Raw genomic sequence first — 15580 nt, forward strand, 5'->3', positions numbered from 1 at the left:
TCTACTTTTTGTTGCTCAAATTCACAACGATTAATGTAACTTAAGCTTTGGTCGCTGCCATTTTAATAATTTTTGTGCAATACGATAAACAATAGCAGAAAACCAACCATAAAGACTCGCTAAGTGCCTTTGATATAAAGAAATATACATCAACCTAGCAAGGTGTCCCTCAACGAATAAATCGCCTGAACGCAAATTCCCCATCAAATTACCTACTGCCGAAAAACGACTTAAAGAAACGAGCGAGCCGTAATCTTTATAAATAAACGCTTTTTCGGGTTTATCTTGTAAACGGTTAACAATATTATCAAATAAAGTATCAGCCATTTGTGCAGCTGCCTGAGCTCTAGGGGGTACCGGTTTGCCAGAGTCTTGGATTAATAGTGCGCAATCACCTAAAGCATAAATATCTTGTTGCCCCTTAACGCGCATACAAGTATCTACTTCGATTTGATTACGTGAGGTTATCGGGAGTTTAGTGAAATTCTGAAATGCTTTTGGCCCTTTCACACCAGCAGCCCATACTTTCAAACCAGCCTTAATGATATCACCATCTTGCGTAACAAAGCCGTCATGCGTCACCTCTTTAACCTGTACCCCAATATGCAAACGAATCCCGATTTTATCCAAAACCGCCTGAGCCCTAGCACTAACACGTTCAGGTAATTGAGGTAGTATTTTCGATGACGCTTCAATTAAATGCACCTCGAGATGATGTTTGGCTATATTTAGGTAACCATATTCCTTAACAGACTCAATTACATGGTGTAGTTCAGCCGCTAATTCGACACCTGTTGCGCCAGCGCCCACAATACCTATGCTAACTCTTTCCTGCGTTTCGTTTAATTGGAGTAATGCATCAAGTAATTTATGGTGAAATAAGTTAGCGTTTTCAAGATTGTCTAAGAATATGCAGTGCTCATCAGCGCCTAAGGTATTGAAACTATTTGATACTCCACCTAATGCGAGCACTAAAATATCATAATCAATTTGGCGCGGAGCTAAAAGTAACTCACCATCATCATTATAGACCGCTGCTAACTGAATTGATTTGGTATCAGGGTCACACAGCTCTATCTCGCCGCGAATATAGCGATAGCCATTTTTAAGTCCGTGATCACGATAGAGTAACCCTTCAATTGATTGATCTATTACGCCAACAGCGACTTCATGTAACTTAGGTTTCCATATATGAATAGGACTTTTGTCAATTAAGCACACATCGACGACATCACTGCCACCCCATTTACGGCCCAACTTAGAAGCAAGTGCTAGGCCAGCTGCCCCGCCACCCACAATCACTATTCTTTTTGTAGCCAAAATTACAACCTCGTAGAGCATATTTACGTAGCTAAGTTATATCATGTAACAGATAAGAGATAACTACATTAGTCGCGTAATATTGAGGGATTGCCATTAAAGATAGTTCAGAAACTAAATGATTAAACTGGATTATCGTCCACAATAAAAAAATCAAAGAGGGCTAAAATCTTCAGTGCCACCATATGAACGAGTGTTTTTTTGTACAGAGTGAAGCATGCATGCGCAATACTTGATATTCCAGCCATAAAATTGGTTATCAACTGAACTTAGTATGAGTATGATTTACACATATTTAGGTTGAAACACGCTCGTTTGATCACTCAGCAAAGATCCTATCGTATCAAAGCAGGCTATACCGCTTCTTCGTTCTCTTCACCGGTTCTAATTCGGATAACTCGCTCAACATCAGTCACAAAAATTTTACCGTCACCAATTTTCCCAGTACGTGCAATTTCAACAATGACATCAATTGCTTGCTCAAGTAGTTCATCTTGGATCACTAATTCAATTTTAACTTTAGGCAAAAAATCCACCATATACTCAGCACCACGGTAGAGTTCAGTATGACCTTTCTGACGACCAAAGCCTTTAACTTCGAGCACTGTCATGCCAGTTATGCCTATTTCTGCAAGTGATTCGCGCACGTCATCTAATTTAAATGGTTTAATAATAGCTTCAACTTTTTTCATCAGAATCTCTCATATCTTGCATTAATATAAATAAACAGAATAACGCTAGCTTACACGGGGTGAGAATAATGTTGAAGCGAATGTGATGCTTAGCGCATAAAACACAGTTTCTACAATATTGCTGTTAGTCCATAACAATCTAAAAAAAGTGCCTTACTTTTAGTATGTGATTTTATACTTACATTCTTGATCTATTATTAACTCGCTCGCAGGATGCCAGCGTATGAATAACAAGGAAGTAGTATGAAAACTCACAAGCAAGGTTTTAGCCTCATTGAACTTATCATTACACTATCTGTATCAGCAATTTTACTAGCGATTGGAGTGCCTTCATTAACTGATTTCTATACAAACTATAGAGCTGATAGCAGTATACGTATTATCCAGCAAACACTGCAATTAGCGCGTAACCAAGCTATTTCTTATAATAAAAAAGTTACCGTTTGCGCTATTGTTGACGAAAAGTGCGACTCTAACTGGCAGGTCGGATTAACCGTCTTCATTGATACTAACAATAATAGTCAACTCGATAGTAATGATAAAAAACTGTACACAACAAACGCATTCCACTCAAAAGACATTGTCCAATACAATCGAACTACAATTCGTTTCCAGCCAGATGGCTTAGCGTCAGGCACTAATGGAACACTAAAATATTGCCCATTATCTGTAACAAATCCTTACTCTAGAGCTATTATTGTCAATCAGGCAGGTAGAGTACGTTTTTCCACAGAAAACAACATAAAATGTAGTTAGTAAGCATAATGAGTAAAGCATTACTAAATTACATGCTTAGGAGTTAGATTCGGTTCAATTATACTGAAACTGATATGATTCTCGCTTATACTTTACAAAATATAAGTAAGGATTAAAAATTATGCGCGATAAAAAAAAAGCCTTTACCTTAGTAGAGTTAATGGTCACGATTGCAATTGCTGCCATATTATTAACTATCGGGGTTCCGTCACTCATATCTATGTATGAAGGCTTTAGAGCAAATAGTAACATTGAAAAAATACATGACATTATGGCTTTTGCTCGAAACCAAGCGATAAACTATGGTGCTACCGTTAATGTCTGTCCATTTGCTAGCGTTTCTTCATGTGGAACAAACTGGAATAATGGTATTAGAGTTTATATTGGCGCCACTAACAATTTACGTTCTATAGATAGCTTTAATACTAATGATAGCGTTAAAGGACCTGCAAAAATTGCAGCTAACAATAAAAATGGCGAACACATAACGTTTTCACCCGATGGTCTTTCCTCCGGAGGGGCTTTTATTTACTGCCCAGATGGAAAAGCATCTGGTTCTCGTAGCATTAACATATCACCATCAGGGCTAATAAAGTTTGGAGCAAAAGATATGGGGTGCACCTAAATAATACTTATATTTCAAATGCTACCTCAATGTTTGCAGATCTAGTTTTCTTGCTGTAGTTGAAACAAACTCCTTATCCATGGTGATACATTCATCAACAGTTTTAACAAAATACTTTTTATTCATTCGATCTGTTAATTGTGTTGCTGGTAATGCTGCCATATGTCGGCGCACATTTTTATCTTTCCATTTAAAAAACACGATATACTCATTACCATATGAAGATTTAATATAGCACTTATAATCTTGAGCACTTTCAGCTGCACTACAATTAAACCCGATTAATGCTGCAAAAATACCATATATTAACTTATTCATTTCCAACACTCCTCTGACGGCCCTTTAACTCCATTACTAGTCAATGTAATAGTTGGACAAGCTGTGGCATCTCGAGATGCTTGGATACCTATTGCCGTTGCTGTCACTGTTGTCGTTGTTGTTCCAGTTGACGTTACACTGTAGTGTCCATGTTCAGTAATAAACGGACTTTTATCTAGTCCTAATTTAGTCATATCGGTTGTATAAGTACGATTATCTAAATAATACTGCTCCTGCAAATTAGCAACTCGCATCACTGCAGCTACGCCTTCAGAACGCGCACTTTTAATGACATACTGCGTATAAGAAGGATAGGCAATAGAAGCAAGAATACCGACTATAACAACCGTAATCATTACCTCTATCAACGTAAAACCTTTATTTTCTTTCATACTCTCATCTACATTAATTATCATCTATATGGTAATAAATTTTGTTGACCCCTAATCCTGAGCCTACATTTATTGTTCCGCTATATTCACCATCATCTCGCTTCTCACCTTTTCCAACACCAATAATATAAATATACGGGTCCTTTCCTGATTCAGGAGTGGGAATGACTATTTGCGGTGTATCCGGAACCCGTTCACCTAATTCGTAATACACACTGGTGAGTGTACGAGTGCCTTTATGCAAATCAAAAACGTACAGTCGACCTAAACCAGAAACTGTACATACTGTGTCTGATACTGACTGAGATGGAGGAACAAATGACGTAAAGTAAACCTTCCCGTCAACGATTAAACTGGCCGTTAGGCTTTTTTCTCCCGCGGTTGGATAGTCATAATACCACCCTAGCTTCTTACCAAATGCGATGTTTTCAGTCTCCGTTTTCGGAGGTGCTGCAGTTACATTATACAAATTACCCAGCGTAATCGCTGCTGGTGCTACTGGATTACCACTACCGCCATAACTCTTAGTGATAACATTACGATCCTGAAGTACATAGTACATATCTTCAGTTGATTTAGATAAGGGTGTTGGCCTATTGCCGCTACCGATGGCAATGGCATCATAAGGAACATTCTGATAATTTTTAGTCACTGTCTTTGCACCACTGGGATCAACAACGGACACTTCAGAGATATTATTAAAAGTAGTTTGAGCAACCACTGGTTCGGCAAAAAAACGTCTATCCGCGGCTAAGTCTCCACCTAATGAAGCAAATTTGTAGGCGGTCCAAGTCTTATCATCCTCGCTAGGCAAATCCATACGCCAAACATTACCACCTGTATCTGTCGCATAAATTCGGTCAGTAACACCATCATTGTTACTATCCAAAACCGCAACAGCATTAGGTATACTGTCAATAATCCCAGGTAACACGGTAGCGTTCGTGCCTGCTGAAGTGCCAAATGTGTGCAATAAAGTCCCTAACTTTGCATCAACGATATAAACATTTCTTCCTGAAGGAGTACCTGACGGAGTTGAGTCGTAGCTAACATCGTATCCACCACCAAAAATAAGTACGGGTGTGCTATGCCCAGGAATTAAGGTAATAATTGGTTCAGCCCATGTTTGTCCTAATTCAGAAAACCCAAGTGTTTCAGGATTTATAGCCCACATTAAGCTAGGAGTATCTGGCGACGTTACATTTAATGCATAATACGAAGAGCCACCCCGTCTCATTCCAGCAAAAACCCAAACATCACTTGGCTTAGTACCATCAATACTGCTTTTTACATAAGCGACAGGAGATGCATCCATACCATATACGTAATGACCGCCAGGTAAGTTTTCACGTAATATTGGTACGTTCGGTAGTAGTTCATAGGGCATAAATGCCCATGTTTCATCAACACTCACTCCTGAGTCTTTAAACATATGCAAGAGCCCGTGGTTAGTTCCTAAGAGAACTCTAATATCAGGGGCTGCACTCGTTCCAAAATTAATTGCTAGTGGTTTAGAATGTAATGGATCTCCCATAATATCTTTACGTTTGTCTGTGGTGCTGTTATCCCCATCTTCATCGTCCACATCTACACCCAATAGCCATTTGAATGTAGCATCAAGTTCAGCTTCATCAATACTCATATAAGCAGCTAAATTTGCCTTACTGCCATTGGCGGCATTAGCAATGGTAAGCTCTTCGAGTCCATTACCGCTGGCGGTATTACTCAATACCTTTCGTTTAGTAAGCCCTTCCAGCATTTGTGTTACGCCACCGATTTCAACTTGATTACCATCGGTACCGCCACTGCAATTAGTCCAAAACGTACAGGCTTCTTTCTTAATATTACCATTGTCACCAATGGCGATACTTCCTTTAGCATCGACCAATGTTCCGCTAGAATTCACTTTTAACTTTTTAAGATTACCAGTCCACCGTGGTCCTTTACCGGGCAAAAACATCGCATAATATGCTGAATCAAAGGTTTGAGTGCGATCGAAGTTATTACTTGCAATACTAGGTGAGGTAAAACTTGAATCAATCTCTAAAATTGAGCTCAATGCATCCGATAATGCATTAGTTAACTGTAAGCTATCTTGCGCCGCAAAATATTTACCGCCCCCACGCTTTGCCGTCTCAATCAGTAAAGGTGCAGCATCGTCAGCGCCAGAGCTAAAACCAATTGTAAAGGTTCGCGCATTTTGCAGTGGATTATCGTCATTATCATCAGTCTTATTAACTAAATCATTTTGATACATATAGCTAGCTAGCGCAGGAAGATAGCTACTTATTTTATCGGATTTCTTAGGATCAGGCTTATAGGAAAAAACGTCATAATTGCCGAATTTACTTGCCCCTGATGTCAAATTTTTTACAAGCCCATCAGCATCACTATCGGAAGTTGGCGCACCATCAGTTACATAGATGACATATGCCATATCTGTACATATTTTAAGTGGGGAAATATATTTATTACTAGATTCAACATTTGTATCCCACTTAGGGCTCGCAGTATCTTCATGGCCAAACTGCACCGCTCCACCCGATAAGTATCGATACGCCTCAAATAATGTCTCACATAATGGCGTATTGGTTTCGGGATTCAACTGACCTATTTTTGTGAGTATGTTATTTCTCGCCGCGATCCCAGGAGTCGTGCCCGGACTCATGTCCTGTATACCCGAAACGATTCTACCTCCTTCCTTGCGATTATTGGTGTTTTCGTTAAATACCGCTAAACCAAAATCTACTGAGGGTGTGGTTTTAATTACATCCGAAATCGCTTTTTTTGCAATATCAATACGTTTCTTTGAAACGATTGGAATAATGCCATCCTTAAGTTTTTTATACCATAAAAGATAGTTTTTAGAGTAAAGAGTTACTGAGTCTAATGTTTTTACATTTGTACTTTTAGCTGTATTTATAGCAGCCACCCAACCATTCTCTGATGGGCTAGAGACATGTGTATAGGGAACATTTTTAGTACCGTTCTTTGGAAAACCTGACGTACCGTAATCGCTCGAGTTTATCGGGTCTTCTGCAGTTACATCCTCCAAGCAATCTACATATCTTTTCGTTGCTAAACTTTCGTCGGTTCTTAGTTTATTCCAACTCCAACTATTAGATTTTTTATAGAACTCACCTACACGCCCTTTAAAAAAACCAATATCAGCCAAAGGCGTCCAACTTTGGTGACAACCATTATATTTACTATAAAAACTCTGATTTGAGTTTAATAATGACTCAAGATTAGTACTAGAGCTCGTTGAGAAATAAATAACGTCACTTATACCAGTACCAGAATAATCTTTTGATGGGTTATAGTCAGAATCATAGTCCACTGGTGGAATGAAATCAGGATCTGGGACATTCTCCTTCGTATCCATACTGCCAGAGTTATCAAATATAATCAGCACCTTAGGGCGTGCGCCTGCATCAGTAGCAGTTTCAAATACATAGAGTTCAGTGTCATCGCCATGTGATTGACTTGATATACCAATCAAAACAAACACACAGATAAAGGTTAATATTTTCAACATTTTTAGCTCCCAGTAAGCACTTCTTGCTCAATACCTGCAACAACTTCTAATTGGCCTAAGCTTTCTCGACCAAATGCTCTAACACTTTCGACTTCAAGCCGACGACAGCTAATTAAATTGGCACCATTTGCTTTACTACTACGTTGGCAACTAACATCTTTTACCGTCCCATCCCATGGCATTGGCACTAAAAGTTGTTTCCCACCAAGCAAACTATCTGGCTGAGAAACCATCATATTGGCAAATGCTGCACCTTTATATTTATTAATGACGCTATCTAGCGCACCGTTAGCAATTGCATTAGCCTCAATACGTTCAGCACCTGCACCAGCCATTCGCAGCGACTGTGTGGAATTTACGGCTAAAGCCACGCCAATTAAAGTCATTAGAATCAATACTATCAAGGCAAAGAATAGCACCACTCCTTTTTGATTTTTCATTGATTTATCTTTCATAATTGCCTCAAGCTAGCTACGGATTAGTAATGGATTTTCCAATACCACCGTTGTTGACATTACCTTGCGTCGAAAATGGTCATTAGGTGCATTAAAAGTTTTATCACCTAATTGATAGGTTGCTTCGCTAGTATTATAGGTACTATCGGCTTGAGTTGTTCGAACCAGCACATAAATCTTAATAGCAACTAACCGTTGGAACCCTTCGTTATCCCACATTAATGATGTGACACTTGATGCAGGTATAAAACTATCTGGCGTTCCGTCACCATTGTCATCAAAACCATACAAAAATCGAATATTTTCAATACCCTCTACCAGTTGCTCATCATTATTCATGCCTAAATTAGTTAGCGTTTTTCGATTAAGCATAGGCGTGTTATTGGCTTCATCGATATAATAAACATGATGTTGATACTCCCAGACTCGAGCATTTGGAAGGGCTACAGAAGGGGCTCCTGAATTAAAAAATATGGCTTGACTCGATGTTGCAGCAACGTAATACCCTGTTGAATTAGCAACTGCAGTTGGACCAATTAATCTTTTTAACTGAAGTACATCGGTGTCAGATTTAACACCAGACAAGCATGCTAACGAAGCGCTACCGCCACTGGTATAACCCCACAACAACCTGAAATGTGCAGGTTGATTGTTGGGTAGGGAGGCATTATTCAATCCCGCGCCAATGCAATCCGCCCCAGAAATTGCAGCATTAACAGTCGTATTGCTACCAAGAATAAAATCCGTCCCTGTCATATCACCCATAAAACCGAGTTGAGTGATATCTCGTTCCATAATCGATAATGCAATTCGACCATTTTCTTGTAACTGATTAAATTGGCTTGTTGTTGTCACATTAGATGAAGACATATTGAACATGGTGAATACGCCAGCAGTTAAAAATAACCCAATGACCATAGCCACCATAAGCTCAACAAGTGACATACCAAATTGAAAGCGCTTTAGCTTAATAACTGATTGTGTCATTTACATAATCACTGTTTGGATTGAATAAACTCGTCGCCGAGTGCTTGCCGTACCACAATCGCCACCCGCATCTGATGTACTACTAATCCCCTTCCAGGCTAATGTCACAGTAACAACATTACCAACCACAGTTACGCATCCAGTAGGAGTGTCTAATCCACCGACAGCCTTTCCTGCAACTTTCTCGGTTTCTCCAAAGATGGCTTGTTTCCACTCGTATTTGTCGGCCAGTACTACTTGACTAGGCGTGCATAAATTAGCCCCTTTACAACTCGGAGTTGGTGAAGATGCGACACTAGAATACGTATCGGCATACAAACTAATCTGGGTGCGATTTAATTTAATTCTGTTTATCATGTCATTTGCATAATAAGAGGCTTGAGTTTGTTGAAATGACTCGAAACTGCCACGTTTTGCTACGATATGTAAATTAAAAATTCCAATTAAGCCAATGACTAAAATCACCAATGCGACAAGCACTTCGATTAATGAGAAGCCTCGCTGAAATGTTTTTTGAGTAAAGCATTTGGTGTTTTTCATATCGTTAACAAATGTCCGAGTGTTTATCTTTAAAAATCTTAGTCTTACGATAATAAATTAATAACAGTTAATGATATATGAGTAAAATGTAAGTAGCCAGTAACATTAGTATATAAGCATTGACATCATTATGCTTTGAACGAATTTAAGATAATAAAAAAGAGGCTTTCGCCTCTTTGTTATTAATGATTAATCTCCATCGTTTTAGCGCAACTCGGCGGGTACCGCAAACACAGTGTCTTCTTTGCGGCCTTCAACTTCAGTCACCACGCTAGGTGCCAACTTAGCAATAGCCTGAACAACTTGCTGGACCAAAACCTCAGGGGCTGAGGCGCCTGCTGTTACCGCTACACGAGTCACATTCTCAAACCAGCTTGATTCAACATCATCAGCGGTATCCACTAAATAAGATTGTGTCCCTGTCTTTAACGCTAACTCGCGTAAACGATTAGAGTTAGAGCTATTTTTTGAACCAACGACAATCAATAAATCAACATCCGCCGAGAGATTACGCACTGCATCTTGACGATTCTGCGTGGCATAGCAGATATCATCTTTACGCGGGCCTTCGATAGACGGAAAGCGTTTCAGTAACGCGGCAATAATATCGAGAGTGTCATCAACCGACAGGGTCGTTTGTGTGACAAAACATAGATTATTAGGGTCACGAACAACAAGTGTCTCTACGTCTGCTGGAGATTCAATAAGATAAACACCGCCATTGGGGTTATCGTACTGCCCCATAGTCCCTTCAACTTCAGGATGGCCTTCGTGACCAATCAAGATGCATTCAATACCTTTACGACTGGCGCGGGTGACTTGAAGATGGACTTTAGTGACTAAAGGACACGTTGCGTCAAACACTCTTAAACCACGGGCTTTAGCTTCTTGTCTCACCGCTTGAGATACACCGTGTGCACTGAAAATAACAATGTTGTTGTCTGGCACCTGATCTAACTCTTCAACAAAAATCGCCCCTCGATCCTTCAGATTTTGTACGACATAGCGGTTATGTACGACTTCATGACGCACATAAATAGGCGGTGAAAACAATTCCAACGCCCGCTCAACAATACTGATAGCACGATCGACACCCGCACAAAAACCTCGCGGATTGGCAAGCATAATATTTAAACTTGGGCTAGTAGGATCGAGTTTCATCTTAAAGTACCTTTACAACGTCCAGTTCAAATGTGATTTTATGCCCAGCCAGAGGATGATTCAGATCAACAGTAATGGAATCACCCGCGACATCGCGCACAATACCAGGGATTTCACTGCCACCAGGACCAGCAAAGCTAACAATCACGCCCGCTTCCAAACTCATGTCTGCCGGAAAACGGCTTCTATCTAGATAATGAATAGCATCAGGATTCGATTCACCAAAGGCATCAATCGCTTCAAGCGTAAAACTGTGCTTGTCGCCTTCAGCAAGCGTTACCAATTGCGCTTCAAATGCAGGGCTCAGCGTACCGTCACCCACATTTAATCGAGCAGGCTTACCTGAAGCTTTAGTGCTATCAGCGGTTGAACCATCAGAAAGCACAATATTCATATGGCATAATAAAGAACGTGTTACAGTCACTTTTCAACCCCTTTGTCGCTAGCTGTTTCAGACTTACCACTTAAAAATGCATCCCAAATAATCAATACGGCACCAATACAAATAGCAGCATCAGCGATATTGAACGCGGGGTAATGGCTTTTATTCCAGTAAAAATCGATAAAATCAATCACAAAGCCATGCATTAATCTGTCAATCAAATTACCTAATGCACCGCCAATCACTAAGGTGTAGGCCAGATTTAGTTTCCACAACGAAGCAGATTGCTTACGCAACCACACTGTCAGTAAAGTGCTAAATCCAACTGCGACAATCGTAAATAACCAACGCTGCCAACCGCCAGCCTCACTTAAAAAACTAAATGCTGCACCGTAGTTACGCACATAAGTGAAGTTAAAAAATGGCAATAATTTAACTGATTCATACAAATCAAAATTAGCTAAGACCCATTGTTTAGATAGCTGATCGGCTAAAAACACCAATACAGCCACCCAATACCAACGTAAGCCACTGTTCTTCCAAGTTAATGGCATAACTTTCCTTTACCTAAGCCGTTACGCAAACTGACGAACTTCGCCGTCGCCTTCAATGTTTGTTACGCAGCGAGTACAGAGTGTTGGGTGGGCTTCAATGGTGCCGACCTCTTCTCTGTGGTGCCAACAACGCTCACACTTCTCTGCAGTGCTTGAAGCAACCACTAATTTCAATGATGCCAGCTCAGTTTCAACCGCTTCCGATGTCGCATTCGCTAAAGGCAAGACTTTGGCTTCAGAGGTCAATAACACAAATCTTAGCTCATCGCCGATATGGGTTAATTGCTCAGTCAAAGCTGCATCGGCAAACAAAGTCACTTCCGCTTCTAATGAACCACCGATACGTTTATCACGGCGAGCTTGTTCAATCACTTTATTGACTTCGTTACGCACGGTTAGCAGTTGCTGCCAATAATCGTCGCTTAAGTCCGTCGCTAAAGTGACTGATTTCAAACCTTGATACCATTCTTGAGTAAAGACATAGGCTTCACGCTCGCCAGGCAATAGTTGCCATACTTCATCGGCAGTAAAACTTAGAATTGGCGCAATCCAACGTACCATGGCCTCAGAAATTAAATACAACGCCGATTGACAGCTGCGACGTGCATGGCCTTCTTGCTTAGCCGTGTATTGACGATCTTTGATAATGTCTAGATAGAAACTGCCTAATTCAACTGAACAGAACTGCATCAGTTTTTGCGTTACGATATGGAAGTTATATTGCTCATAGGCTTCAATAATTTCCTGCTGCAGCGCAGCAGCACGGCGCACAACCCAGCGATCTAACGCCACCATCTCTTCAACGGCGACTAAGTCTTTAGTAGGATCGAAACCGTTTAAGTTGGCTAATAGGAAACGTGCAGTATTACGAATACGACGATAGGCATCGGCGCTGCGATTTAAGATTTCGTCAGAAACCGTCATCTCGCCGCTATAGTCTGTTGCCGCAACCCATAAACGCAGAATATCGGCGCCTAATTTGTTAGTTACCGTTTGTGGTGCAATCACGTTACCGATAGATTTTGACATCTTACGGCCTTTGCCATCGACGGTAAAACCGTGGGTAAGTACTTGCTTGTACGGTGCCTTGCCATTCATTGCAGTTGAAATCATCAAAGATGACATAAACCAGCCGCGATGTTGGTCGCTCCCTTCAAGATACAAGTCAACGCCATGTCCTTTAAATTCAGGACGCGCGGCTACCACTGACGAGAAAGTAGACCCTGAGTCAAACCACACATCTAAGGTATCAGTTACTTTACGGTATTGATCAGCTTCATCGCCGAGTAACTCGGCAGCATCGAGATCCCACCAAGCCTGAATGCCTTGCTGTTCAATGCGATTAGCCACACGTTCCATTAGTGACACGCTATCTGGGTGCAACTCTTCGGTTTCACGATTCACAAATAGCGTGATAGGCACACCCCAAGTACGTTGGCGTGAGATACACCAGTCAGGGCGGTTTTCAACCATTTTTTCAATTCGACTTTGGCCCCAATCAGGGATCCATTGGGTCTGTTCGATTTCTTTCAATGCTTGCGTACGCAGGCCATGGTTATCCATAGAGATGAACCATTGCGGCGTTGCACGGAAGATAATCGGAGTTTTGTGGCGCCAGCAATGTGGATAGCTATGACGATAAGCCACATGATTTAGCAAGGCGCCCTTTTCTCTCAGTAAAGCAACCACGTTATCGTTAGCTTTAAATACATGCTGACCTGCAAAAAACTCGGTATCAGGCTTGTATACACCGTTGTCACCAACAGGGTTTGCTACTTCTAAACCGTACTTTTGCCCAACCACAAAATCGTCTTGACCATGGCCTGGCGCGGTATGAACAATACCAGTACCCGCATCAGTAGTAACGTGGTCACCTAAAATAGCAGGCACATCAAAATCTAAGAATGGGTGTTTAAAGCGAATAAGATCAAACTCTTCGCCTTTGGCTGAGCCTAGTACAATATGCTGTTCAACGTTATAACGAGTCAGGCAAGATTCAGCTAACACTTCTGCTAAAATAAGCGCTTGTGTTACGCCGTCTTTTTCAAACTCGACTAAGCTGTAATCCAGATTAGCGCTTAAAGACAAGGCGCGGTTCGCAGGTAAAGTCCAGGGTGTGGTTGTCCAAATCACCATAGAAACAGGATGTGAGTAGTTGCTTACCCCAAACTTAGCCGCAACAGCTTTGCTATCTACGGCAACAAATGCCACATCAATAGCCGGTGATGTTTTGTCTTCGTATTCAACTTCGGCTTCAGCTAATGCAGAACCACAATCAGTACACCAATGCACTGGCTTTACGCCTTTATGCAAATGACCGCTTTCAATGACTTTAGATAAAGAACGAACGATATTGGCTTCAGTTGAAAAATCCATTGTTAGATATGGGTTTTGCCAATCACCCAACACGCCCAAACGGATAAAATCTTCGCGTTGACCGTTGACTTGCTCTGCCGCATATTTGCGGCATTCTTCACGGAATTCTGCTGCGGTAATTTTTTGACCCGGCTTACCGACTTTTTGCTCAACTTTTAGTTCAATAGGTAAGCCGTGACAATCCCAACCTGGTACATAAGGCGCGTCAAAACCAGACATCGTTTTTGACTTAACAATAATGTCCTTGAGGATCTTATTCACTGAGTGACCAATATGAATACTGCCATTGGCATACGGTGGGCCGTCATGCAAAATGAAAGGAGTACGACCAATTCGGCTATCGCGGATCTGCTGATACAAACCGTCTTTTGTCCAGCGCTCTAACATCTCTGGCTCACGATTTGCCAAATTACCACGCATCGGAAACTCTGTTTCCGGCAAATTCAAAGTAAATTTATAGTCGCTCATTGATCCTATACCGTTAATTAAACTGATAAATTTTAGCCTGCATCATTACCAAATAAAGCTCGGGCTTCATTTGCATCATTCAAAATCTGTTGTTTAAGCGCATCCAATGAGTCAAAAAGTTGTTCATCACGGAGTTTAGCTACTAACTCGACTTCAACATGTTTGCCATAAATGTCACCTTCAAAATCAAAAAGATGCACTTCCAGCTGACACACTTGACCGTTGACTGTAGGACGAAAGCCAATATTGGCTACGCCCTCATAAATATCGCTGTTATCCCAATAACATTTGACCGCAAACACACCGCGCACAGGCACAACATTACGCTTTAAAGCGATATTGGCAGTGGGGAAACCTATAGTGCGGCCAATTTTTTGCCCATGTGCCACACGACCACTCAAGGTAAAAGGATGACCGAGTAAGCGCCTAGCCTGCTCAAGATTACCCTTTGCCAATTGTTCACGCACAGCGGTAGAGCTTACTCTTAGCGAGCCCAGCATAAAGCTTTGAGTGCTGACCACGGTAAAGCCATATTGAATACCTGCCTGCACAAGCATGTCAAAATTACCTTTACGGCCTTGACCAAAGCAAAAATCATCGCCCACAACGAGGTATTTTACACCTAGCTTACGCACCAACAATTCTTCAATAAAATGCTCTGCTGGTTGACTCGCAAAGGCACGGTTAAAGTTAATACACACTAACCGCTCAACACCTAACTCAGCAAGCAGCATGACTTTGTCACGCAATAGACTCAGGCGAGCGGGCGCATTATTGCCGCAAAATAACTCTTGTGGCTGTGGCTCAAAGGTCATTAAAGTAGAAGGTAATCCTAATTGTCTTGCTTTACGCACTAAGTTAGCGATGACTTGCGCATGACCACGGTGAACGCCGTCAAAATTACCTATCGTCAACACGCAACCGTGATGAGATGACAAAATGTTATGTGTACCGCGGATTAATTCCATAACTTTAGACAACTGCTAAGCGCAAATCGGCTGATTATATAACAGCTA

General features: G+C 41.1%; 15 protein-coding genes. 2 read left to right on the plus strand and 13 right to left on the minus strand.

Features of this window, described 5'->3' with window-relative positions; all coding sequences use genetic code 11:
* Positions 1–30 precede the first annotated feature (30 nt).
* Together BW947_RS04015 and BW947_RS04020 are read right to left on the minus strand one after the other, a co-directional pair.
* A complete protein-coding gene (locus tag BW947_RS04015) occupies positions 31–1320 on the minus strand; it encodes an NAD(P)/FAD-dependent oxidoreductase (RefSeq protein ID WP_076497079.1) in 1290 nt (429 codons plus the stop codon).
* Between the two features lie 353 nt (positions 1321–1673).
* A complete protein-coding gene (locus BW947_RS04020; protein WP_076497028.1) occupies positions 1674–2012 on the minus strand; it encodes a P-II family nitrogen regulator in 339 nt (112 codons plus the stop codon).
* A gap of 243 nt (positions 2013–2255) precedes the next feature.
* Between BW947_RS04020 and BW947_RS04025 the strand changes: the two genes are divergently transcribed.
* Complete coding sequence (locus tag BW947_RS04025; RefSeq protein ID WP_076497029.1) at positions 2256–2768, plus strand: GspH/FimT family pseudopilin; 513 nt, start codon at positions 2256–2258, stop codon at positions 2766–2768.
* A gap of 121 nt (positions 2769–2889) precedes the next feature.
* Positions 2890–3393 carry a GspH/FimT family pseudopilin gene (locus BW947_RS04030; protein ID WP_076497030.1) on the plus strand — a complete coding sequence of 168 codons (504 nt, stop codon included), beginning with the start codon at positions 2890–2892 and terminating at the stop codon, positions 3391–3393.
* A gap of 21 nt (positions 3394–3414) precedes the next feature.
* Here the strand turns inward: BW947_RS04030 and BW947_RS04035 are convergent, their stop codons facing one another.
* From BW947_RS04035 to ribF, 11 genes are all read right to left on the minus strand, one after another.
* Positions 3415–3711, minus strand: coding sequence for a TapY2 family type IVa secretion system protein (locus BW947_RS04035; protein ID WP_076497031.1), 297 nt, complete (start codon positions 3709–3711; stop codon positions 3415–3417).
* On the minus strand, positions 3708–4103 hold the full coding sequence (locus BW947_RS04040) for a type IV pilin protein (RefSeq protein ID WP_076497080.1): 396 nt from the start codon (positions 4101–4103) through the stop codon (positions 3708–3710). The genes BW947_RS04035 and BW947_RS04040 overlap by 4 nt, the downstream gene beginning before the upstream one ends.
* Positions 4104–4116: 13 nt before the next feature.
* Positions 4117–7641, minus strand: a complete 3525-nt coding sequence (locus tag BW947_RS04045) for a pilus assembly protein (RefSeq protein WP_076497032.1) — start codon at positions 7639–7641, stop codon at positions 4117–4119.
* 2 nt (positions 7642–7643) lie between these two features.
* Entirely contained in the window at positions 7644–8081 is a 438-nt protein-coding gene (locus tag BW947_RS04050; RefSeq protein WP_076497081.1) for a pilus assembly PilX family protein, read from the minus strand.
* 27 nt (positions 8082–8108) lie between these two features.
* A complete protein-coding gene (locus tag BW947_RS04055) occupies positions 8109–9083 on the minus strand; it encodes a PilW family protein (RefSeq protein ID WP_076497033.1) in 975 nt (324 codons plus the stop codon).
* Positions 9084–9623: a type IV pilus modification protein PilV gene (gene pilV, locus BW947_RS04060; RefSeq protein ID WP_076497034.1), complete on the minus strand. Its 540-nt coding sequence runs from the start codon at positions 9621–9623 to the stop codon at positions 9084–9086.
* A 204-nt stretch (positions 9624–9827) separates the two neighbouring features.
* Positions 9828–10784 carry a 4-hydroxy-3-methylbut-2-enyl diphosphate reductase gene (gene ispH / locus BW947_RS04065; protein WP_076497035.1) on the minus strand — a complete coding sequence of 319 codons (957 nt, stop codon included), beginning with the start codon at positions 10782–10784 and terminating at the stop codon, positions 9828–9830.
* A 1-nt stretch (position 10785) separates the two neighbouring features.
* Entirely contained in the window at positions 10786–11208 is a 423-nt protein-coding gene (gene fkpB, locus BW947_RS04070; RefSeq protein WP_076497036.1) for an FKBP-type peptidyl-prolyl cis-trans isomerase, read from the minus strand.
* Entirely contained in the window at positions 11205–11720 is a 516-nt protein-coding gene (gene lspA, locus BW947_RS04075) for a signal peptidase II (RefSeq protein WP_076497037.1), read from the minus strand. The genes fkpB and lspA overlap by 4 nt, the downstream gene beginning before the upstream one ends.
* A 21-nt stretch (positions 11721–11741) precedes the next feature.
* Positions 11742–14564: an isoleucine--tRNA ligase gene (gene ileS / locus BW947_RS04080; RefSeq protein WP_076497038.1), complete on the minus strand. Its 2823-nt coding sequence runs from the start codon at positions 14562–14564 to the stop codon at positions 11742–11744.
* 32 nt (positions 14565–14596) lie between these two features.
* Positions 14597–15532, minus strand: coding sequence for a bifunctional riboflavin kinase/FAD synthetase (gene ribF / locus BW947_RS04085; protein ID WP_076497039.1), 936 nt, complete (start codon positions 15530–15532; stop codon positions 14597–14599).
* Between the last annotated feature and the right edge of the window lie 48 nt (positions 15533–15580).

It is taken from the genome of Shewanella morhuae (assembly GCF_900156405.1).
Classification (GTDB): Bacteria; Pseudomonadota; Gammaproteobacteria; order Enterobacterales; family Shewanellaceae; genus Shewanella; species Shewanella morhuae.